The 20,697-nt window shown below is 67.3% G+C and carries 23 protein-coding genes and 1 tRNA gene; 12 read left to right on the top strand and 12 right to left on the bottom strand.

The features are described from left to right. Both JMF82_RS12565 and rimI read left to right on the top strand, forming a co-directional pair. Entirely contained in the window at positions 1–486 is a 486-nt protein-coding gene (locus JMF82_RS12565; protein ID WP_201314909.1) for a hypothetical protein, read from the top strand. Positions 487–492: 6 nt separating this feature from the next. After that, positions 493–966, top strand: a complete 474-nt coding sequence (gene rimI, locus JMF82_RS12560) for a ribosomal protein S18-alanine N-acetyltransferase (protein ID WP_201314908.1) — start codon at positions 493–495, stop codon at positions 964–966. A gap of 675 nt (positions 967–1,641) precedes the next feature. On the opposite strand, the gene JMF82_RS12555 is transcribed toward rimI, so the two are convergent. The 6 genes from JMF82_RS12555 to JMF82_RS12530 form a co-directional block, all read right to left on the bottom strand. After that, the gene (locus tag JMF82_RS12555; RefSeq protein WP_201314907.1) at positions 1,642–4,545 is read right to left on the bottom strand and encodes a valine--tRNA ligase; all 2,904 of its coding nucleotides are present in this window, start codon (positions 4,543–4,545) and stop codon (positions 1,642–1,644) included. A 104-nt stretch (positions 4,546–4,649) separates the two neighbouring features. Beyond that, positions 4,650–5,003, bottom strand: coding sequence for a DUF3147 family protein (locus tag JMF82_RS12550; protein WP_201314906.1), 354 nt, complete (start codon positions 5,001–5,003; stop codon positions 4,650–4,652). A gap of 10 nt (positions 5,004–5,013) precedes the next feature. Then, positions 5,014–6,084, bottom strand: coding sequence for a uroporphyrinogen decarboxylase (gene hemE, locus JMF82_RS12545; protein ID WP_201314905.1), 1,071 nt, complete (start codon positions 6,082–6,084; stop codon positions 5,014–5,016). A 1-nt stretch (position 6,085) separates the two neighbouring features. After that, the gene (locus JMF82_RS12540; RefSeq protein ID WP_038615533.1) at positions 6,086–6,346 is read right to left on the bottom strand and encodes a WGR domain-containing protein; all 261 of its coding nucleotides are present in this window, start codon (positions 6,344–6,346) and stop codon (positions 6,086–6,088) included. Between the two features lie 410 nt (positions 6,347–6,756). Continuing rightward, the gene (gene aroB / locus JMF82_RS12535; RefSeq protein ID WP_201314904.1) at positions 6,757–7,860 is read right to left on the bottom strand and encodes a 3-dehydroquinate synthase; all 1,104 of its coding nucleotides are present in this window, start codon (positions 7,858–7,860) and stop codon (positions 6,757–6,759) included. Beyond that, positions 7,857–8,396, bottom strand: a complete 540-nt coding sequence (locus tag JMF82_RS12530) for a shikimate kinase (protein WP_201314903.1) — start codon at positions 8,394–8,396, stop codon at positions 7,857–7,859. The genes aroB and JMF82_RS12530 overlap by 4 nt, the downstream gene beginning before the upstream one ends. Positions 8,397–8,454: 58 nt before the next feature. Here JMF82_RS12530 and JMF82_RS12525 point away from each other — a divergent pair, with 58 nt between their 5' ends. Both JMF82_RS12525 and JMF82_RS12520 read left to right on the top strand, forming a co-directional pair. Continuing rightward, positions 8,455–9,297 (top strand): NAD-dependent epimerase/dehydratase family protein, encoded by an 843-nt coding sequence (locus JMF82_RS12525; RefSeq protein WP_201314934.1) that lies wholly within the window; start codon positions 8,455–8,457, stop codon positions 9,295–9,297. Positions 9,298–9,380: 83 nt separating this feature from the next. Continuing rightward, positions 9,381–9,725: a YbjQ family protein gene (locus tag JMF82_RS12520; RefSeq protein ID WP_201314902.1), complete on the top strand. Its 345-nt coding sequence runs from the start codon at positions 9,381–9,383 to the stop codon at positions 9,723–9,725. On the opposite strand, the gene JMF82_RS12515 is transcribed toward JMF82_RS12520, so the two are convergent. Next, positions 9,726–10,556 (bottom strand): kinase, encoded by an 831-nt coding sequence (locus tag JMF82_RS12515; protein ID WP_201314901.1) that lies wholly within the window; start codon positions 10,554–10,556, stop codon positions 9,726–9,728. A gap of 41 nt (positions 10,557–10,597) precedes the next feature. Here JMF82_RS12515 and pdxH point away from each other — a divergent pair, with 41 nt between their 5' ends. Genes pdxH through JMF82_RS12500 form a run of 3 tightly spaced genes read left to right on the top strand, consistent with a single transcriptional unit; the run spans position 10,598 to position 12,480 of the window. Then, positions 10,598–11,185, top strand: coding sequence for a pyridoxamine 5'-phosphate oxidase (gene pdxH / locus JMF82_RS12510; RefSeq protein ID WP_201314900.1), 588 nt, complete (start codon positions 10,598–10,600; stop codon positions 11,183–11,185). A 28-nt stretch (positions 11,186–11,213) separates the two neighbouring features. Then, positions 11,214–11,651, top strand: coding sequence for a secondary thiamine-phosphate synthase enzyme YjbQ (locus JMF82_RS12505; protein WP_201314899.1), 438 nt, complete (start codon positions 11,214–11,216; stop codon positions 11,649–11,651). Positions 11,652–11,655: 4 nt separating this feature from the next. Continuing rightward, on the top strand, positions 11,656–12,480 hold the full coding sequence (locus tag JMF82_RS12500; RefSeq protein ID WP_201314898.1) for a cobalamin-binding protein: 825 nt from the start codon (positions 11,656–11,658) through the stop codon (positions 12,478–12,480). Between the two features lie 176 nt (positions 12,481–12,656). On the opposite strand, the gene JMF82_RS12495 is transcribed toward JMF82_RS12500, so the two are convergent. The 5 genes from JMF82_RS12495 to ftsY form a co-directional block, all read right to left on the bottom strand. Continuing rightward, positions 12,657–12,732: transfer RNA gene (locus JMF82_RS12495), tRNA-Phe, on the bottom strand. A gap of 66 nt (positions 12,733–12,798) precedes the next feature. Next, positions 12,799–13,077: an oxidative damage protection protein gene (locus JMF82_RS12490; RefSeq protein ID WP_201314897.1), complete on the bottom strand. Its 279-nt coding sequence runs from the start codon at positions 13,075–13,077 to the stop codon at positions 12,799–12,801. A gap of 20 nt (positions 13,078–13,097) precedes the next feature. Beyond that, positions 13,098–14,129, bottom strand: a complete 1,032-nt coding sequence (gene mutY, locus JMF82_RS12485; protein WP_201314896.1) for an A/G-specific adenine glycosylase — start codon at positions 14,127–14,129, stop codon at positions 13,098–13,100. Then, entirely contained in the window at positions 14,126–15,220 is a 1,095-nt protein-coding gene (locus JMF82_RS12480; RefSeq protein ID WP_201314895.1) for an AsmA family protein, read from the bottom strand. The genes mutY and JMF82_RS12480 overlap by 4 nt, the downstream gene beginning before the upstream one ends. 13 nt (positions 15,221–15,233) lie before the next feature. After that, positions 15,234–16,382, bottom strand: a complete 1,149-nt coding sequence (gene ftsY, locus JMF82_RS12475; RefSeq protein ID WP_201314894.1) for a signal recognition particle-docking protein FtsY — start codon at positions 16,380–16,382, stop codon at positions 15,234–15,236. A 74-nt stretch (positions 16,383–16,456) separates the two neighbouring features. Here ftsY and rsmD point away from each other — a divergent pair, with 74 nt between their 5' ends. The 5 genes from rsmD to ggt all read left to right on the top strand — a co-directional run bounded on the left by rsmD (position 16,457) and on the right by ggt (position 20,648). Further along, positions 16,457–17,026 (top strand): 16S rRNA (guanine(966)-N(2))-methyltransferase RsmD, encoded by a 570-nt coding sequence (gene rsmD / locus JMF82_RS12470; RefSeq protein WP_201314893.1) that lies wholly within the window; start codon positions 16,457–16,459, stop codon positions 17,024–17,026. Positions 17,027–17,117: 91 nt separating this feature from the next. Next, positions 17,118–17,621, top strand: coding sequence for a pantetheine-phosphate adenylyltransferase (coaD, locus tag JMF82_RS12465; RefSeq protein WP_201314892.1), 504 nt, complete (start codon positions 17,118–17,120; stop codon positions 17,619–17,621). Between the two features lie 343 nt (positions 17,622–17,964). Then, positions 17,965–18,456 (top strand): hypothetical protein, encoded by a 492-nt coding sequence (locus tag JMF82_RS12460; RefSeq protein ID WP_201314891.1) that lies wholly within the window; start codon positions 17,965–17,967, stop codon positions 18,454–18,456. Between the two features lie 210 nt (positions 18,457–18,666). Next, entirely contained in the window at positions 18,667–18,924 is a 258-nt protein-coding gene (locus JMF82_RS12455) for a YfhL family 4Fe-4S dicluster ferredoxin (protein WP_201314890.1), read from the top strand. Further along, positions 18,921–20,648, top strand: a complete 1,728-nt coding sequence (ggt, locus tag JMF82_RS12450; RefSeq protein ID WP_201314889.1) for a gamma-glutamyltransferase — start codon at positions 18,921–18,923, stop codon at positions 20,646–20,648. Before JMF82_RS12455 ends, ggt begins: the two co-directional genes overlap by 4 nt. The last annotated feature ends 49 nt before the right edge of the window (positions 20,649–20,697 follow it).

Genomic DNA, 20,697 nt, shown 5'->3' with positions numbered 1-20,697 from the left:
ATGGCCGCGACGGCACACGCCACGCAGGCCCATCGTGGACGCGTCCTGCGCGCGCTCGGCATCACGCCGTGGGCACGGCGGCACATACCCTCACCCGCGATCGCCGCCGTCACGGCCGACGACGTGCCGGCCATGGCCATGGGCGCCGGGGATTGCGTGGTGGTGCTGCCGGCGGGATGCTCGCCGCGCGAGTTGGACCTGGTGGGCCGGGCGCTGATGAGCTGCGGCCCGGCGCTGGCGAGGGCGCCGCGCGTCGAGGTGAGCAATGGCCAACTGCCGCGGGCACCGCAGGCACGCGCGTACCTGGTGTTCGGCGAGGCCCAGGCCCATGCGCTGGGACGCGAGCTGCCGGCCGCCACGCTGAGTCGCGCGCACATCGTGCTCGCGGACGAGCCAAGCGGCGTATTGTCGTCGGGCGCCGGCAAGCGCCGCCTGTGGAACGCCTTGCGCAGCCTGCGGCGCGCCTTGTCCCAACCGTCGGAGTGATCGCTCATGGTCGCGGTGGCCCGTCCCCATGCTGAGATCCGCGCCATGCGACGCGACGACGTACCCATCGTCGCTGCGATGGAGGCGGCGTCCTATGATTTTCCCTGGACGCCCGGCATCTTCACCGACTGCCTGAAGGCCGGCCATCCCAGCTGGACGATGTGGGTGGAAGGGGTGATTGCCGGCTATGGCGTGCTGTCCGTGGCCGCTGGCGAGGCGCATGTGTTGAACGTGTGCGTTGGCCCGGACTATCGAGGCCTTGGCCTCGGGCGTTTTCTGTTGCGGCGCTTGATGGACATCGCGCGCTGGAACGGCGCAGGCCGCGTTTTCCTGGAAGTGCGCCCCTCCAATCCGGTGGCGCAGAACCTTTATCGCGCCATGGGCTTCGAGGAAATCGGCCGGCGACCCAAGTACTACCCGGCCAAGGACGGGCGCGAGGATGCCATCGTGATGGCGCGGGATCTGGTCGAGGGGCAGTAGCCTCCGCACACTGCCACTGTCCGGCTCGGTCCATTCTGCGTGGCGTTCCCTTGTAGGAGCGCACCCTGTGCGCGACCGCCTTTCGCGCCGGTCCGCATGATCATCTTTTCTGCATGATCATCTTTCGATAGACAAAGATTGTCGATGTTTCGGTTGCATTCTTCCTTATCGCGACCTGGCTCGCCTGCGACCGAAGGGAGTCCCCGTGGGACGGCGGGCTTCCGAGCCGCTGCCGCGGCCCGGGTCACTTTCTCTTGCTTGCCCAAGAGAAAGTAACCAAAGAGAACGGCACCCCGCGTGGCGCTGTCTGGGCTACGCCCAGCCAGTCCGTGAGGGGCGGCCGGGCTTTTCGACCGGGCTCCTGCCCGGACGAAAAGTGCCCGACGTCCTGTCGGGCACCCCTGCGGGGCCTGCTCGTCCACCCCTCACCGCCACACAGGGGATATTCGAAGGCTCGTGCCGCTGCGCGGCACATCGCGAGCGACAGCCTCTCTCTGTAGGAGCGCACCCAGTGCGCGACCGCAACGCTGCGTCGTTCAGGCATTGGTGAAATGGGACCCATCTGGGCGCATCGCCACGCATCGTGGGCGTCGCCACGAAAGGCGGTCGCGCACAGGGTGCGCTCCCACAGGAGGGGCTAATGCGGGCGCCTTGCGAGGGCGCCCGGTGGCGTCATCAGCCCAGCTTCTGCGCCTGCTCGCGCAGGGCGGTGAGCTGGGTGGTCCAGTCGGTGATGCGTTGGCGTTCCTGTGCGACGACTTCCGCCGGCGCGTTGGCTACGAAACTGGCGTTGCCCAGCTTGCCTTCGCACTTCTTGATCTCGACTTCGATGCGGCTGATCTCCTTGCCCAGGCGGGCCTTCTCGGCACCGAGATCGATCAGGCCGGCGAGCGGGATCAGCACGCGCATCGAGCCCACCACCGCAGCCGCGGCGGCCGGTTCGTCCGTGCCGGTTTCGATCCACTGCGGCGCTTCCACGCGGGCGAGGAAGCTGATCTGCGCGGCGAACTTGGCGGCGCGCGCGCGATCGGTGGCGTCGCCGTCCGCGAGCAGCAGCGGGATGGTCTTGCCCGGAGCGATGTTCATTTCCGCGCGAATGCGGCGGATGCCGCTCAGCACGTTCTTGAACCACTCGATCTCGGCGGTGGCGGCCTCGTCGGCGACGATCTCGTCGGCACGCGGCCACGGACGCTCCAGCAGGAACTTCGCGTCGAGGGCGAGCTTCGGCGCCACCGAATGCCAGATCTCCTCGCTGATGAACGGCACGATCGGGTGCAGCGCGCGCAGAATGGTTTCCAGCACCACCGCCAGCGTCTGGCGGGTGGATGCCGCGGCGGCTGCGTCGTCGCCGTTCAAGGCGGGCTTGGACAGCTCCAGGAACCAGTCGCAGAACTCGTTCCAGGTGAACTCGTAGAGCTCCTGCGCCAGCAGGTCGAAGCGGTAGCTGGCGAAGTGCTGTTCGACGTCGGTGAGCGTCTGCTTCAGGCGCGTGAGAATCCAGCGCTCGGCTTCGGTCACCGGCTGTGAGCCCCTCTGGGCGAGAGGAGCGGCCGAAGCGGCAGTCTGCGCGCTGCCCGAGCCCTCATCCGGCGCCTTCGCGCCACCTTCTCCCGAGAGGGGAGGGGTATCAAGGTTCATCAGCACGAAGCGCGCCGCATTCCACAGCTTGTTGCAGAACGCCTTGTAGCCTTCGGCGCGCTTGATGTCGAAGTTGATGGTGCGGCTGTAGCTGGCCAGGGCGGCGAAGGTGAAGCGCAGTGCATCGGTGCCGATGGCCGGGATGCCGTTGGGGTAATCCTTGCGGATGCGCTTCTCGACCTTCTCGCGCACCTGCGGGATCAGCAGCGACCGGGTGGACTTGGCCACCAGCGGCTCCAGCTCGATGCCGTCGATCAGGTCTAGCGGGTCCAGCGTGTTGCCCTTGGACTTGGACATCTTCTGGCCTTCCGCATCACGCACGATGGCGTTGATGTAGACGTGCTTGAACGGCACGCGGCCGGTGAAGTACTTGGTCGCCATCACCATGCGGGCGACCCAGAAGAAGATGATGTCGAAGCCCGTGACCAGCACGGCGCTGGGCAGGAACACCTGGTCGGTCTGCCAGTTCGCCACGACATTGCCGCGCTCGTCCTTCACCGGGCCATCCATCGGCCAGCCCAGGGTGGAGAACGGCCACAAGGCGGAGCTGAACCAGGTGTCGAGCACGTCCTCGTCCTGGCGCAGCGCGCCGACCGGCGCGATGGTGGCGTGCGCACGCGCGTCGGCCTCGTCCTCACCCACGAAGATGTTGCCGGCCTCGTCGTACCACGCCGGGATGCGGTGGCCCCACCACAGCTGGCGGCTGATGCACCAGTCCTGGATGTTGTCCAGCCACTGCGTGTAAGTGGTGCTCCAGTTTTCGGGCACGAACTTGATGTCGCCGCCACGCACCGCGTCCAGCGCCGGCTCGGTAATGGCCTTGCGGCCGCCCGGACGCCCATCGGCCTGCACCTCGCTGGTGAGATCGAGGAACCACTGGTCGGTGAGCATCGGCTCGATCACCGCGTCGGAACGCTGGCTCACCGGCACCTGCAGCTTGTGCGGCTTGGTCTCGACCAGCAGGCCTTCGGCTTCCAGGTCCGCCAGCACGGCCTTGCGCGCCTCGTAGCGGTCCATGCCGCGGTACTTCTCCGGCGCGTTCTCGTTGACCTTGGCGTCGAGCGTGAAGATGTTGATCGGTGCCAGGCCGTGGCGCTGGCCGATGGCGTAGTCGTTGAAGTCGTGCGCCGGGGTGATCTTCACGAAGCCCGTGCCGAACTCGCGGTCGACGTAATCATCGGCGATGACCGGAATCTCGCGGCCGGTCAGCGGCAGGCGCAGCCTCTGGCCGATCAGGCGCGCGTGGCGCTCGTCTTCCGGATGCACGGCCACGGCGACGTCGCCGAGCATGGTCTCCGGACGCGTGGTGGCGACCACGACGCTGTCCTTGCCGTCGACGGTGTAGTAGCGGATCGACCACAGGTGGCCGTCGCGCTCGACATTGTTCACTTCAAGATCCGAGACGGCAGTGCCCAGCGCCGGGTCCCAGTTCACCAGGCGGTTGCCGCGATAGATCAGGCCCGCGCGGAACCACTCCACGAACACCTTGCGCACGGCCTCCGACAGGCCCGGGTCCATGGTGAAGCGCTCGCGCGACCAGTCGGCGGCGACGCCCAGGCGGCGCATCTGGTGGGTGATGGTGGAGCCCGATTCCTCTTTCCACTGCCACACGCGCCCGATGAAGGCTTCGCGGCCCAGGTCATGGCGCGTCTTGTTCTCGACGGCGAGCTGGTTCTCGACGATCTTCTGGGTGGCGATGCCGGCGTGGTCGGTGCCCACCTGCCACAGCGTGTTCATGCCGCGCATGCGCTGGTAGCGGATCAGCATGTCCATCACGGTCTGCTGGAACGCATGGCCCATGTGCAGGGTGCCGGTGACGTTCGGCGGCGGCAGCAGGATGCAGTACGGCTCGCCCTGGCCGGACGGCTTGAAGTCGCCGCTGGCTTCCCAGGCGGCATACCACTTCGATTCGATCTGGCCGGGCTCGAAACTCTTTTCCATCGGGGGCTCGCGGTTGCGCGCCGGGGCCGGCGCGTGAGGAAAAAGGCAAAGAGGGCAATTGTACGGGGCGGGGCCCCGGGGTGCCAAAAGCGCCCGAAAGCGGGTCAGGGCAGCAATTCGATGCCGAAGCGCCGCACCAGCAGCGCGAACAGGCCGAAGCAGGCCACCGTGATCACCACGCAGGCCAGCAGGGTGGGCCAGAAACCCAGCCTCGGCAGCAGCGCCGGGAAGGCCAGGAACATCGGCAGCGTAGGCACCACGTACCAGAACGTGTACCAGGCGTGGTTGGCGATCTTGGCCGGCGGCTGGTGCTCGACCTGCAGCCAGACCAGTACCAGCACCGTCACCAGGGGCAGGGCGGCCACGAAGCCTCCAAGGCGGTCGCTGCGCCTGGCGAATTCGGAGACCGCGACCACCACGGCAGCGGTGATCAGGTACTTGGTCAGCAGCCAGGCCATGGGAGGGTGCTCAGCTGCCGCGCAGCTGGCGGCTGTAGGCGTGGACTTCGTCGACCAGCACCTTCACGTTTTCAGGGTCGACTTCCGGGGTGATGCCGTGGCCCAGGTTGAATACGTGGCCCGGGTGCTTGCCGTAGCTGTCCAGCACGCGCCGGACTTCGCGGCGAATGACCTCGGGACTGGCGAGCAGGATGGCCGGGTCCAGGTTGCCCTGCAGCGCCACGCGGCCGTTCACCGCCTGGCGTGCATCGGCCAGGTCGATGGTCCAGTCCACGCCCAGGCCCGCGCAGCCGGTGTCGGCCATGGCGGCCAGGTGCTGGCCCGCGCCCTTGGAAAACAGGATCACCGGCAGGTCGCGGCTGGCGGCGTCGGCTTTCAGCGCGTCGACCACTTGCGCCATGTAGCGCAGCGAGAATTCCCGGAACGGTGCGGGGCCGAGCAGGCCGCCCCAGGTGTCGAACACCATCAGCGCCTGCGCGCCGGCAGTGGCCTGGGCGATCAGGTAAGCCGCCACGGACCGGGCCAGCGTGTCGAGCAGCCGGTGGGCAAGCGCCGGCTCGTTCCAGCACATGGCCTTGAGGCGCGCGAAATCGCGCGAACCCTGGCCTTCCACCATGTAGCAGGCCAGCGTCCACGGGCTGCCGGAGAAGCCGATCAGCGGCACGCGGCCGTGCAGCTCGCGGCGGATCAGGCGTACCGCATCCATCACGTAGCGCAGCTCGGTCTCCATGTCCGGCACGCCCAGGCGTTCGATGTCGGCCTTGTTGCGCACCGGGTGCGCGAACTGCGGACCTTCGCCCTGGGCGAAGCTCAGCCCCAGGCCCATCGCGTCGGGGATGGTGAGGATGTCGGAGAACAGGATGGCCGCATCCAGCTCGAACCGGTCGAGCGGCTGCAGCGTCACTTCGCAGGCCATGTCCGGGTTCTGCGCCAGGCCCATGAAGTTGCCGGCGCGTGCGCGGGTGGCGCGATACTCCGGCAGGTAACGGCCGGCCTGGCGCATCACCCACACGGGCGTGGTGTCGGTGGCTTCGCGGCGCAGGGCGCGCAGGAAGCGGTCGTTCTTCAGGGTGTCACTCATCTCAGGATCCGTAAGGGCCGTCCAGGCCCTGGCTGAACATCACGCGGAAGCCGCGCTTGATCTGCGCGTCGCGCGCCTTCTGGAACGCGGCGAGCGCATCGTCGCGTTCGAGGAACTGCTCACGCTTGAGCGTGGCCTTGCCACCTTGCACGCCCGACTCGCGATAGAGCGTCCATCCGCCCAGCAGGTCTTGTTCCAGCGCGATCTGGACATAGCGCGGCGCCTCGGAGGTGGCGGGCATGGCTTGCAGGTAGAGGCGCATGGAGGTCGATTCGGAGCAGGGACGGCGAATGGCCTTGGAGCCCGCATTCTAGAAGGCTTGGCACGCGGGGGCGAGCGTGGCGATGCGCCGCGTTCCATTCGCGCGGATTTTTCCCTCTGCAGGAGCGCACCCAGTGCGCGAAAAGCCTACGGAGCGGTACCGCCGCCACTCCGCGGTCGCGCACAGGGTGCGCTCCTACAAAGGAGGGTGGACGAACGCGCGGCGCGTGGCATTCCCTGCGTGCGGCTTTTCCTTGGCTGTAGGAGCGCACCCAGTGCGCGAAAAGCCTACGGAGCGGTAACGCCGTCACTCCCCGGTCGCGCACCCAGTGCGCGAAAAGCCTACGGAGCGTACCGCCACCACTCCCCGGTCGCGCACAGGGTGCGCTCCTGCAAAAGGGGCGTTGGCGATCAGCGCGTGGCCGCTTCCAGCACGGCCATGACATCGGCTTCGCCGACGCCGCTGACGATCTCTGCGCGACCCACGCCGCGCCACAGGATCAGACGCAGCGTGCCGGCGAGGTTCTTCTTGTCCAGCCGCATGAGCGCGAGCAGTTGCGCCGGATCCATGCCCGCGGGAATCGCCGTGGGCAACCGCAATGTTTCGAGCAGGCGATGCAGGCGTCCGGTGTCCCCGGCATCGCTCATGCCCAGGCGCTCGGAAAGCTTGGCGGCAAGCAGCATGCCGATCGCTACGCCTTCGCCGTGCAGCAGCACGGTGTATTTGCCGGCGGTTTCCAGCGCGTGGCCGAACGTGTGGCCGAGATTGAGCAGCGCACGTTCACCCTGTTCGGTTTCGTCGCGCGCCACCACGCCGGCCTTGTATTGCACCTTGCGTGCGATGGCTTCGATCAGCGGCGCGGTCTCGCGCGCATTCAGCGCCGCCGCGCGTTGCTCAAGCCATGCAAAGAAAGCCGCATCACCGATCGCTGCGCCTTTCACTACTTCGGCAAGACCCGCGCGGTATTCGCGCTCCGGCAAGGTGGCAAGCGTGTCGATGTCGGCCACGACGGCGCGTGGCTGGTGGAACGCACCGACCAGGTTCTTGCCCGCGGGCAGGTTCACGCCCGTCTTGCCGCCGACCGAAGAATCCACCATCGACAGCAGCGTGGTCGGCATCTGGATGAAATCGATACCGCGCATCCAGCATGCGGCGCTGAAGCCCGCGAGGTCGCCGACCACGCCGCCGCCGAGCGCCACCACGCAGGCATCACGCGTCGCGCCGAGCTGGGCCAGCGCCTCGAGCGCGCGCCCCACGTTGGCGAACGTCTTGTGCGCTTCGCCGTCGTCGATCAGGAAGGGCGACCACTGCAGTCCGTCCAGCCCGTCGGCAACGCGCTCGAGGTAGAGCGGCGCCACCGTGGTATTGCTGATCACCAGGGCGTGCCGGCCGCGCAACATCGCGCGCCAGCGTGCCGTGTCGGTGATCAGGCCGGGGCCGATCCAGACCGGATAGCCACGCGTGCCCAGGGCGACGTCGATCGTACGGAGGGAGGAGGAGGCGTGTGTGCTCATGCGGCCTGCTGGCGCTGCCAATGCTGGTCGATCAGGACAATGCTGCGCGCGCTGGCAGCGTGGACGTGTTCGTGTTCACCCGGAATCACCAGGTCGGCGATTTCCCGGTACAGCGGCGTGCGTGCCTGCGCCATGGTGCTGAGGCGTTCCGCGCGGTCGCCGCTGGCCAGCAGCGGTCGCTGCTTGTCGTGGGCGAGTCGTTCGAGTTGCTGTTCCAGCGTGGCCTGCAGCCACAGCACGAAGCCGCGCTCGGCCAGCAAGCGGCGGTTGGCCGGATCGAGCACCGCACCGGCGCCGGTGGCCACGAGCACGCCGCGTTGCCGGCTGCACTCGTCCAGCAGCGCGCTTTCGCGGCGGCGGAAGCCCACTTCGCCTTCGATTTCGAACACCGCGCTGACCGGCACACCGCACTGCCGCTCGATCTCCTGGTCGAGATCGAGGAAGTTCAGCCCATAATGCTCGGCCAGCCGACGTCCGATGGACGTCTTGCCGGCGCCGGTCGGGCCGACGATGAACAGGTTGCACGAAGGATTCATGGGTGAATGCTAACAGGCGCGAAAGCGCATGGCTGCGCTGCAGCATGGGATGTTCCGCATGAGCACCCGGGTACTAATCGCCGGCTGCGGCGACGTCGGGATGCGCGTAGCCCATCGCCTCTTGGCGCGGGGCGACCAGGTCTGGGCGCTGCGGCGCAGTGCAAGCGAAGGCACCGGCGGCATCCAGTGGCTGCGGGGCGACCTGACGCGCCCGGAGACATGGCGCGATTTGCCCACGCACATCGAGCAACTCGTCTATATGCCGGCGCCCGGCACGCGGGATGCGCAGGTCTATCGCGCGTTGTTCGTGGAGGGCCTGCGCCATCTGCTCGATGCGCTCGGCGGCGCGGCGCTTCGACGCGTGCTGCTCGTGTCCTCCACCGCGGTATACGGCGAGCACGGCGAAGCGTGGGTGGACGAAGAAACGCCCGCCGACCCGCCGGGATTCAATGGCGAAGTGCTGCTGGAAGCGGAGCGCTGGCTGGCGACGCAGCCGGTCGCCTCCGTGGTGCTGCGCCTGGCGGGGCTCTACGGACCCGACCGCCTGCAGCTGATCGAGCGCCTGCGTGCCGGCGGCGTGAGCGCGCCACGGCAGCGGACGCATTGGGCAAACCGCTTCCACGTCGACGATGCCGCGGCCGCGATTGCGCACTTGCTGGCCATCGAAAACCCGCAGCCGCTTTACCTGGGCGTCGACGACACGCCATTGCCGCTGGACGTGCTGTACGACCACCTCGCTTCGCTGCTTGGCGCCTCCCTGCCGAATGAAGGCCCCGCGCCCGCCGGCGTGGGCAGCAAACGCCTCAGCAACGCGCGACTGCGTGCCAGCGGCTTCGTGCCGCAATGGCCGGATGCGCGGCGGGGTTATGCCGCGCTGTTGCGCGGCGAAGGCAGCGACTGACCGGGCCGTGAGCAACGGCACTGGAAGCGGCCGCCCGGCCGGATGACCATGCGGCCAATGATCCTTTCCACGGAGGAATGCCCATGCCCGCCAACATCCCGCTTCACATGGTCAGCACCAGCAACGAGCTTCCCGGTTATCGCGTGGTTCGCCCGATGGGAATCGTGCGCGGCATCACGGTGCGTTCACGCAGCGTCATCGGCAACTTTGGCGCCGCATTGCAGACGTTGGTGGGCGGCAATATCTCGATCTACACCGAGCTGTGCGAGAAGGCGCGCGAGGAGGCGTTCGAACTGATGATGCGCCATGCGGCCGAACGCGGCGCCAACGCGGTGATCGCCATGCGCTACGACGCGAACGACGTCGCCGAAGGCGTCACCGAAGTGCTCGCGTACGGCACGGCCGTGCAGGTGGAGCCGCTGGCCTGATCAGCTGTGGTTGAGTGCGATGACGTGGCGGTTGTCGTCGTACTCGACCGTGGTATCGGCGAGGTCCGGCAAGGTCGCCAGCGCGTGCCGGCTCAGCCGCTCGAAGTGGGCGAGGAAACGCACCATGGTCTCGGCGTCCATGGCCAGGGGGGCGTGGCGGGCGAGGAGCTCCTCCTCCTGTTCGCTGCGCCACTTGCGCACGATTTCCCAGTTTGGCGCCTGCAGCACGATCAGGGCATCGAGCTTGCGCCACAACGGTTGGTAGGCGCGCAACTGCTTGTTCACCCAGTGGCGCCAGACGCCGTCGGGATCTTCGTCGCGCTCCAGCGCGTTGACGGGCTCATCCAGCGCGGCCAGGGTCTGCGGACGCAGGCCGATGGCCCAGCCCTCCAGGATCACCAGCTTCGGCGGCCGCGCCACATTCGGCCACTTCGACGGCGGCATGCGCGTGTCCCGGCCCTTGTCGAAGCGCGGATGGCTTACCGGCAGCTTGTCCGAGGCCTGCGGCATGGCCGCCAGCAGTGACAGCAGCAGCTCGATCTCGTGCGTGCCCGGCACGCCGCGCGTCCGCAGCAGGGGATGAACCTGGTGGGCCAGCACCTCGCGCTCGCTGCGCGAATAGTAGAAATCGTCCAGCGACAGCACCTCGGTGGGCCAGCCGCGGGCCTCGGCCTGCGCCTTCATTTCCCGGGCGAGGGTGCTCTTGCCGCTGCCCTGCAGGCCGGAAAGGCCAAGCAGGTACGGCCGGCGGGAGCGGGCGATGCGACCTGCAAACTGGTCGAGCAGGTGCCCGGCCAAGGTCGAATTCTGCGTGCTAGCATCTGGAGACATGCCGGCCATGATGGCGCGCGGCGGCCACGATTCAAGACCCCATGTTGAAACAAGAGATCCTTGACACCTTCCTGCAACTGTTGGACGAGGCCGCGGCGGGAGGCGATCCCGATGCCACGGCGATGAACCTGGCCACGGTCGATGCGGCCGGGCGCGTGAGTTCGCGCATCGTGCTGCTGAAGGGCGCCGACGAGCGCGGCTTCCGCTTCTACACCAATTACGAAAGCGACAAGGGCACGCAGCTCAATGCGCACCACCAGGTCGCGCTGTGCTTCCACTGGAAACAGCTTCGCCAGGGCGTGCAGGTTCGCGTGGAAGGTGCGGCGCGAAAGCTGCTGGATGAAGAGTCCGATGCCTACTTCGCGACGCGTCCGCGCGCGAGCCAGATCGGCGCGTGGGCGTCGCTGCAATCGCAGACCTTGCCTGACCGCGACACCTTCGAGCAGCGGTTTGCCCGCTACGAGAAGGAGTTCGAAGGCCATGACGTGCCGCGTCCGCCGCATTGGGGTGGCTACGTGATCGAGCCTGACATGGTGGAGTTCTGGTATGGCGCGGAATTCCGGCTGCACGACCGCGTGCGCTGGAGCCGTCACGGCCAGACCTGGACCCATCGCCTGCTGTATCCCTGAAACCACCCGCCATCCGGAGGCCTGAAGCATGCGTGCCACGCCCGCCGATCACGTCGCCCAGAATGGCTTCACCGTGCACACGCGCGGCCGCGGTTTCACCGAGATCACCGACAAGATCGGTGAAGTGGTGGCGGCCAGCGGTGTGCACACCGGCATCGCCAACATCTTCAGCCTGCACACCAGTTGCTCGTTGCTGATCAGCGAGAATGCCGATCCCGCCGTGCGCGACGACCTGGAACGCTGGTTCACGCGGGCGGTGCCCGATGGCGACGCCATCTTCCGTCACGACGAAGAAGGCCCCGACGACATGCCCTCCCACGTGCGCGCCATCCTCACCGGCGTGAGCCTGGTGGTGCCCGTGCATGCGGGCAAGGTGCAGCTGGGCACCTGGCAAGGCATCTACTTGTGGGAGCACCGTCTCGATCCGCACCAGCGCAAGGTGGTGGTGACGGTGCTGGGACATTGAACGCGTGACTGACGTAGTGCCGACCATCGACCGTTATCCGAAACGCATCGTCTGCCTGACAGAGGAACCTACCGAAGTGCTCTATGCGCTCGGCGAGCAGGATCGCATCGTGGGCATCTCCGGATTCACCGTGCGGCCACCGAAGGCGCGCAAGGAGAAACCCAAGGTCTCCGCGTTCACCAGCGCGAAGATCGACGAGATCCTCAAGCTGCAGCCGGATTTCGTGGTCGGGTTTTCCGACATCCAGGCCGATATCGCGCGCGAGCTGATCAAGGCCGGGGTTGAGGTGTGGATCAGCAACCATCGCAGTGTCGACGGCATTCTCGGCTACATCCGCAGGCTCGGTGCCATGGTGGGCGCGGCGGAGAAGGCCGAAGTCTATGCACGGCAGGCAGAGCGGCATATCGCCGTGATCGAGAAGGCCGCCGCCGCATTTTCCCGTCGTCCGAAGGTCTACTTCGAGGAATGGGATGATCCCCTGATCACCGGCATTCAATGGGTGGCCGAGTTGGTTCGCCTCGCCGGTGGCGACGACGTGTTCCCGCGGATGTCGGGCGAGTCGCTGGCGAAGCACCGCATCCTCGCCGATCCGGGCGAGGTCGTGCAGCAGGCGCCGGACATCATCCTGGGCTCGTGGTGCGGCAAGCGCTTCCGACCTGACAAGGTGGCGGCGCGCGAAGGTTGGGATGCGATTCCCGCCGTGCGCCACGGCGATCTCTACGAGATCAAATCGCCGATCATTTTGCAGCCGGGGCCGGCGGCGTTGTTCGATGGCCTGGAGGCGATGCACGGGATTTTCGCCGAGTGGGACAGGCGGCAGCGCAGATAGGCACGGTTGAGCGTTCGCGCATTGCCGGCGCTGCGCGTAGGCGTTTGTGCCATCCCAGGCTGCGCGCCGCGGGGGGTGCCTCTTGCCGCCCGGCGAGGTTGCGAAGCCACGCGAACGGACAGCGGAGTGACGGGCAAAAGAAAAGGGCCTGCATCGCTGCAGGCCCCTGAAATCGATGGTGGCCGGGGACGGAATCGAACCGCCGACACGGGGATTTTCAATCCCCTGCTCTACCAACTGAGCTACCCGGCCAGAATGGCTACGCGCATCGAAGATGCTGCGTGGAGCCGTGCATTAAATCGGAAGCTGGGCGCGTCGTCAAGACTCCGTGTCGGGGGCGACATAGCCCTGGGGCTTGTCGGCGCCGCCGCCGAACAGGAATTTCTCCATTTCGGCGGTGAGGAACTGGCGCGACTTGGGGTCAAGCGGATTGAGGCGGTATTCGTTGAGCAGCATGGTCTGGTGGGCCAGCCATTGCTGCCACGCTTCCTTGGAAATCTCGGCGTAGATGCGCTGGCCCAGCGGGCCGGGCCAGGGTGCGAAATCCATGCCTTCGGCGTCGCGGCCGAGCTTGGCGCAGTGGACGATACGACTCATGCGATGCGGCTCATGTGGGTTCAAAGGTCCTGCAGCAGGCTGCGGACGGGAGCGGGCAGGCCCAGGGCGGCGCGTTCGTCGACGCTGCACCAGCGCAGGGATGGATTATCCGCGATGCGCGGGTGCGCTGTCGCCTCGTCGAACAGCCATGGCTCGACCTGCAGGCGATAGTGGCTGAACACATGCACGAACGTAGGCAGCGCCTGCGCGTCGTCGATGCTTGCGAGCGATTGCGCGGCGCGCCAGGCACCGTCGTGGTCGCCCGCCTCCGGCAGGCTCCACAGGCCCGACCACACGCCCTGCGGGCCGCGGCGTTCCAGCAGGATGCGGCCCTGCGTGTCGCGCAGGATCAGCATCACCGTGTCGCGCGTGGGCACTGCCTTGCTTGGCTTCGCGCTGGGCAGTTGCGCGGTGAGGTTGTCGCGTTTCGCCACGCAATCGGTCGCAAGTGGGCAGGCGTCGCATTGTGGACGCGTGCGCGCGCAGAGCGTGGCGCCCAGGTCCATGATGGCCTGCGTGTAATCAGCCACGCGCTCCGCGGGTGTCAGTGCATCGGCGTGTTGCCATAGCACTTTTTCCACGGCGCCCTGGCCGGGATGCCCGTGGATGCCGAGGTGGCGAGTGAGCACGCGCTTCACGTTGCCGTCGAGAATGGGAAAGCGCAGCCCATGCGCTTGCGCAAGGATGGCGCCTGCCGTGGACCGGCCGATGCCGGGCAGGGCGGCCAACGCGTCGAAATCGCGCGGCAGTTCGCCATCGTGCTGCTCCACGCAGATCTGCGCGGCACGCTGCAGGAAGCGCGCGCGACGGTAGTAGCCGAGACCCGACCACAGCGCTAGCACGGTGTCCTCGTCGGCGGCGGCGAGATCGCGCAGCGTGGGCAGCGATGCCACGAAGCGCTGGAAGTACGGAATCACCGTCACCACCTGCGTCTGCTGCAGCATCACTTCGGAGAGCCACACGCGATAGGCGTCCCGCGGATGTTGCCAAGGCAGGTCTTTGCGGCCGTGGTCGTCGAACCAGGCCAGCAGCGCGGCAGCGAACGGATTCATGGCGATTTGCGCTTCGTCGCGGGTTTGGCGGGCTTGGCGACATTCGGCTGCGCGGGAGGCGCGCTGCTGGCCGCGGGCGCGGGCACGTCGGTGCCGGCCTGGATGGTGAGGCCTTCGATGCTCACGTTGCCGGTGTCGATCCTGGCGATCTCGGCGTGGCCGTTGCCGGGAGGCACGGCGAGACGAGGACCTTCGTCGTGGTCGAGTTGTGACCACCAGTCGGCGAGGGCGAGCGGTGGTACCCGCAGGTCGGCATGGTTGTCCGGGCCATCGAGCTTCAGTCCGAGCATCAGCGGATTGCTTTCGTTGGCCGGCGCCAACTCGATCGACGTGGCGTACTCGCCGGAATTGGCGTGATCGAGCTTGCCTTCGAGGTGCGCCGAGGCATCGGCCGCGCCACGCCAGCGGGCGTTGCCCTTGAGCTGCAAGGTCACCGTGCTGCTGTGCGCCAGATGCAGGGCGATGTTGTCGAGCTGCAACGCGCCGCGATTGATGCTCGGCGTGAGCGACAGGCGCAGTTGCGTGGGCGTGCCTTGCGCGTCTTTCGCGACGATGGTCAGCAGGAACGGCTGATTCGCGGCGAGTTTGCCGGCGTCGAGTTCCATGTCGCCCAGCAGCATCTGGTTGCCGCGCACCAGGCTGCCGCGCGTGATGTGCACGCCGGCGTCGATGCGTGGGATTTCCGCCGGCGGCGTGGACGGGCCCGATGGCATGCCGGAGGCCCATGACTGCAAAGCGTCCAGGTCGACGCGCGGCGAGTCGATCTGCATCTGGGAGATGATCGTTTCGCCGCGGAACAGCGTTCGCCACGGCAGCGCGAGCGTGCCGCGCGCCGCCAGCAGGATCGGCATGCTGGCGCCCTGCGCGCTCAGGGTGATGCCCTGCAGCTCCAGCGCGGGACGGGGAAACAACGCAGGCGTGGCGGGGCTGGCCAGGTTGAGTTCCAGTCCGGCCTCGCGGGCCTGCGATTGCAGCACGGCAGTGATGCGCTCGGGCTGCAGCAGGAAGTGCACGGCTATCAGTGCCGCCGCCACCAGCACCAGCGTGGCGCTGCTGGCGATCAGCAGGGTGATTCGGAGCCAGCGCGGCACCGGCCCGGCCCCCTCAGCCTTGACCCAGGCTGGCGGGAAGGAGGCCATCGACGTAGGCCTCGGCGTCGAACACCCGCAGGTCGGTAGCGGTTTCACCCAGGCCGACATAACGGATCGGGAGGCCGAATTCGCGGGCGAGCGCGAACACCACGCCACCCTTGGCGGTGCCGTCGAGCTTGGTCACGACCAGGCCCGTGACGCCGACGATCTGGCGGAACTGGCGCACCTGGCTCACCGCGTTCTGGCCGGTCGTGCCGTCGATCACCATGAGCACTTCGTGCGGCGCATCGGCGTCGATCTTCTTCATCACGCGGGCGATCTTGCCGAGCTCGTCCATCAGGCCGCCTTGCGTATGCAGGCGGCCGGCGGTATCGGCGATGAGCACGTCGGCGTTGCGCGAGCGCGCGGCCTGCAGCGCATCGAAGATCACGCTGGCGGCATCGGCGTCCTGGCCCTGGGAAATCACCGGCACGTTGTTGCGCGCGCCCCAGGTCTTCAGCTGTTCCACCGCGGCGGCGCGGAAAGTGTCACCCGCGGCAAGCATCACCTGGCGGCCGTCGTCGCGATAGCGGCGCGCCAGCTTGCCGATGGTGGTGGTCTTGCCGACGCCGTTGATGCCCACGGTAAGCACCACGAACGGCTTGTGGCCGGTGACGTCGAGTGGCTGCTCGACGGGCTTCAGCAGGGCGATCAGCGCCTGTCGCAGCGCGGCCAGCAGTGCGGACGCATCGGCGAACTCGCGCTTGTGCATGCGCTTGCGCAGGTCCTCGACCAGCGTCGTGCTGGCTTCGATGCCTACGTCGGCCGTGATCAGCGTGGTTTCCAGTTCGTCCAGCAGGTCGTCGTCGAGCTTGGGATGGCGGACGAACAGCGAGGACAAGCCACGGGCGAAGGCGCTGCCGGACAGGCGTTCGCGCCAGCTGCGCTTGGCCGGCACGGCGGTTTCGGCGATCGCGGCAAGCTCGAAGGCTTCATCCTCGGCGGGGAGTCCGGGGCGGGGCGGGGTCTCGGCCAGCGCCTCGTCGAGCGCGGGCGTGCCCTGGTCCAGCGAAGCGGCATCCGTGTCGTGCGCGAAACCCTCGGCCGGTGCCTCGTCGGCCACGGGTGCGGCAGGCTGGCCCGGTGGCGTCTCGGCGGGTTTCTTCTTCCAGAACTTGAGCATTGCGGCGGCGATTCAAAGACAATGGGCGGCATGCTACCACCCCCACCCGTACTCACCGCTGAGCAGTGGCGTCCATGACGGGCCGTGCCCCGGGACGCATCCGCATCATCGGCGGCCAGCTGCGCAATTCCCGTCTCGATGTGCCCGACCTGCCGGGACTGCGGCCCACTGCCGAGCGCGTGCGCGAGACCTTGTTCAACTGGCTGGCGCCGGTGATTTCGGGTGCGCGCTGCCTGGACCTGTGCGCCGGCACCGGCGCGCTGGGTGTCGAGGCGATCTCCCGTGGCGCGAGCGGCGTGCAGTTCGTGGAGCGGGATGCGCGGGCAGCCCAGGCCTTGCGCGACAACCTCGCCCGTCTGAAGGCGCCGGGCGGGCAGGTGGCCACCGCCGACGCCTTGGCCTACCTGCAGGGCACGCCGCAGGCGTTCGGCGTGGTGTTCCTCGATCCGCCGTTCGCCATGGACCTGTGGGCACCGCTGGCCCAGAGGCTGGAGCAGGGCGGCTGGCTCACGCCCGCCGCGTGGATCTACGTGGAATCGCCGAAGCATGCCGGCCTGGTCTTGCCTCCCGCATGGACGCTTCATCGCGAGGGCTCGGCGGGAGAAGTCCGCTATGCGCTCTATCGGCGGGCGGCCGCAACCTGACGGCGGCGTATGGATTTCCAGGTCGTGCGCGGGCTAGGCGATGAGCGCGAACGAGCCTAAGCTAGCCGCCCCTGCACCCCAGTGATTTCTCGTGGACAAGCCTCCGGTCAACAAGCGTCTTGCCGTCTATCCGGGCACGTTCGATCCCATCACCAACGGTCACTCGGACCTGGTGACGCGCGCCGCGCCGCTGTTCGAGCGGATCATCGTGGCTGTCGCCGAAAGCCCCAACAAGGGCAAAGGGCCGGGCTTCAGCCTCAACGAACGCATCGCCCTGGCGCGGCTTGCCCTGGCCGACCTCAAGAACGTGGAAGTGCGCGGTTTCGATGGCCTGCTGGCGCATTTCGTGGAGGAAGTGGGGGCGGGCGTGATCATCCGTGGCCTGCGCGCGGTGTCCGACTTTGAATACGAGTTCCAGCTGGCGAGCATGAATCGCCACCTGATCCCGCAGGCGGAGACCCTGTTCCTCACGCCGGCGGAGCAGTACAGCTTCATCTCCTCCACGCTGGTGCGCGAGATTGGCCGTCTGGGCGGCGATATCACCGGCTTCGTGCATCCGGCCGTGCAGCAGGCGATGCGGCAGCGCTGGCGCTGAGCGGCGCCCTATCCGGGTGTCTGTAGGAGCGCACCCCGTGCGCGAAAAGCCTACGGCGCGGTGACGCCGCTACCCTGTGGTCGCGCGCCGGGTGCGCAGCTGCAAGAGCGCGATGGTTGTGCATCGCACTGCAGCACGCCCCGCGGTGTCGGCCCGGCCCATCGTCGTGTATCCTCGCGGGCATCCTGCGGACAGGACAGTCGTCGCCGCGGACCAGGGGAACGAGGGGGTGCCTACGGCCCGCCCGGGCTCCCGGTTACCGGCTCCGTCGTACGACGGCCGGATGGTCCCGTCATCCAATGGATTCGCCATTCCAAGAATTCCACCATCCAAGGTGACCATCATGTACAAGTACGCTCTCCTCGCCGCCCTCGCGCTCACCGGCGTCACCGCCTGCAGCCAGCAGGAAGAAGCCCAGCAGCCGACCGAACAGGTCGCGGCGGTTTCCAAGCCGACCGATCCGAACGACAGCAAGGCGTGGAACACCTACCTGGGCCAGATCGTCCAGAAGAACATGCAGGGCATGACGGCTGACCGTCCGTTCCCGTACCTGGTGCCGGCTGGCGACAGCGACGACGCCAACGCGGTGCGCCAGCGCCAGCTCGAGCAGGTGCAGGACACGGTGGCCCGTGGCGTGCTGCCGGGCAACATGCTGGTGTTCGCCGGCCCGGATTCGGCCAAGACCGCCGAGTTCGTGACCGATGCGTTCAAGGACGCCAAGCCGGGCGCTTTCAAGGACGTGATCGTGCTGGTGATCGGCGATGCCGGCGACAAGGACAAGGTGACGGCCGCGCTGCAGCCGACCGGCGCCACCATCCGCTACGTGAACTTCTAAGTTCCGGTTTTTCCGGAGCGAACGCGAGGGCCCGCGGCATGCTTGCCGCGGGCCTTTCTTTTTGGGGCCGCCGGGCTTTTGCGGGAGCGCATCCGGTGCGCGAAAAGCCTGCGGCGCGACAACGCCGAAACTCCGCGGCCACGCACCGGGTGCGCTCCTGCAGGGAAATCTTGCGGCGCACCGGCCAGCTTCACCATGTAAACTGGGCAAATGTCCCTGAAAATCCTCGATACCTGCGTCAATTGCGACGTCTGCGAACCGGTCTGTCCCAATAAGGCTATCTCGCTGGGCGAGGAGTACTACGTGATCGATCCCTCGTTGTGCACCGAATGCATCGGTCACTATGACCAGCCGCAGTGCGTGGAAGTGTGTCCGGTCGAATGCATCATCATCGACCCCGGGCACACCGAGACGAACGAGCAGCTGATGCTGAAGTACCAACACCTGATGGCAAAGGACAACGCATGACGTCTCCGTTCAACTGGCGCGTAGCGCTGCTGAGCCTGCTGCTTTCCACCAGCGCGGCCTACGCCGCCGACAGTCGCCCGGCTACTTCACCTGCGGCGCCTGCCGCGCAAGTCATCGCGCAGCGCCCCGGACATGCCGGTATCGCGAGCGCCAATTTCCACGCCACCGAAGCGGGCCACGAAGTGCTGGCCAGGGGCGGCAACGCATTCGATGCGGCGATCGCCGTGGCCGCGACGCTCTCGGTGGTCGAACCGGAGAGCTCGGGCATTGGCGGTGGCTTCATGGCCGTGCTGCATCGTGCTTCCGATGGCCGCGAGGTGTTCATCGACGCGCGCGAAACCGCGCCGGCCGCGGTGAATGCCAAGGACTATCTCAACAAGGACGGCACGCCCAACCGGGACACGGCGCTCAATGGGCCGCTGTCCGCGGGCATTCCCGGCGAAGCCGCGGGTCTTGCCTGGCTGGCGGCGCATTACGGCAAGTTGCCGCTGAAGGACTCGCTGGCGCCGGCCGTACGCATCGCGCGCGACGGCTTCAAGCCGGATGGCCGGCTGATCAATGCCATCAGCGAGCGCGCCGAAGACATTCGCCGCTGGCCGGCGTCCGCTTCCAAGTACTTGCCCGATGGCAAACCGCCGGTCGCGGGCGAGGTATGGCGCGACCCGGACCAGGCACGCACGCTGGAGCTGCTGGGCGAACACGGTTTCGACGGGTTCTATCGCGGGGAAGTCGGCAAGAAGCTGGTGGATGCCGTGCGCGCCGCCGGCGGGAACTGGACCGCGAAGGATCTGGAAGGCTACCAGGTGAAGGAGCGCACGCCGATCGTGGTGAACTACCGCGGCTACCGCGTGGTGACGGCGCCACCGGCCTCGTCCGGCGGTGTGGCCGTGGCGGAGATCCTCAACATCCTCTCCGGCTATGACCTCGCCAAGCTCGATACGGTGCATCGCACGCACCTGGTCATCGAAGCGATGCGTCGCGCGTTCCGCGATCACAACGACTACCTCGGCGATCCGGACTTCGTGAAGATCCCGATGGACATGCTGCTGTCGCCTTATTACGCGGCAGGCCTGCGCCAGACCATCCTGATGGACAAGGCCACGCCGTCGTCGATGCTGCCGATGAGCGCCGGCACCGATCCGGGCATGCACACCACGCATTTCTCGATCATCGACAAGGACGGCAATATCGCCTCCATCACGCAGACGGTGAACTACACGATGGGTTCCACCTTCGTCGCGGCCGGCACCGGCGTGCTGCTCAACGACGAAATGGATGACTTCGCGCTGGTGCCCAACAAGCCCAATGTCTACGGCCTGCTCGGCAGCGACGCGAATGCGCCAGCCCCGGGCAAGCGCATGCTGTCCTCGATGACGCCGAGCATCGTGTTCGGCGCCGATCGCGTGGGCGTGATCGGTTCGCCGGGTGGTTCCACCATCATCACGCAGGTGCTGGAAGGCATCCTCGCCTTCGTCGATGGCAAGGATGCTGCCGGCATCGCCGGACAGAAGCGTTTCCATCACCAGTACATGCCAGATCGCGTGGATGTCGAGTCGGGTACGTTCGACGCCGCCACCGCCGAAGGCCTCACCCGCATGGGGCACACGTTGAAAGAGCGCAGCTCGTGGGGCTTCATGAACGTGGTGACCTGGGACCTCAAGAGCAACAAGCTCGATGCGGCCAGCGATCCGCGCCGCGAGTCGGGCCTGGGCAAGGTGCAGTAACGATGGAGCCGTGGTCGCTCGCGGGCAACTCGCAGCAGCTCGATGGCGG

The sequence above is a fragment of the Dyella sp. EPa41 genome (assembly GCF_016586165.1).
Taxonomy (GTDB): Bacteria; Pseudomonadota; Gammaproteobacteria; order Xanthomonadales; family Rhodanobacteraceae; genus Dyella.
Note: the sequence above shows the minus strand (reverse complement) of the source record. Positions and strands in the feature narration are given on the sequence as shown.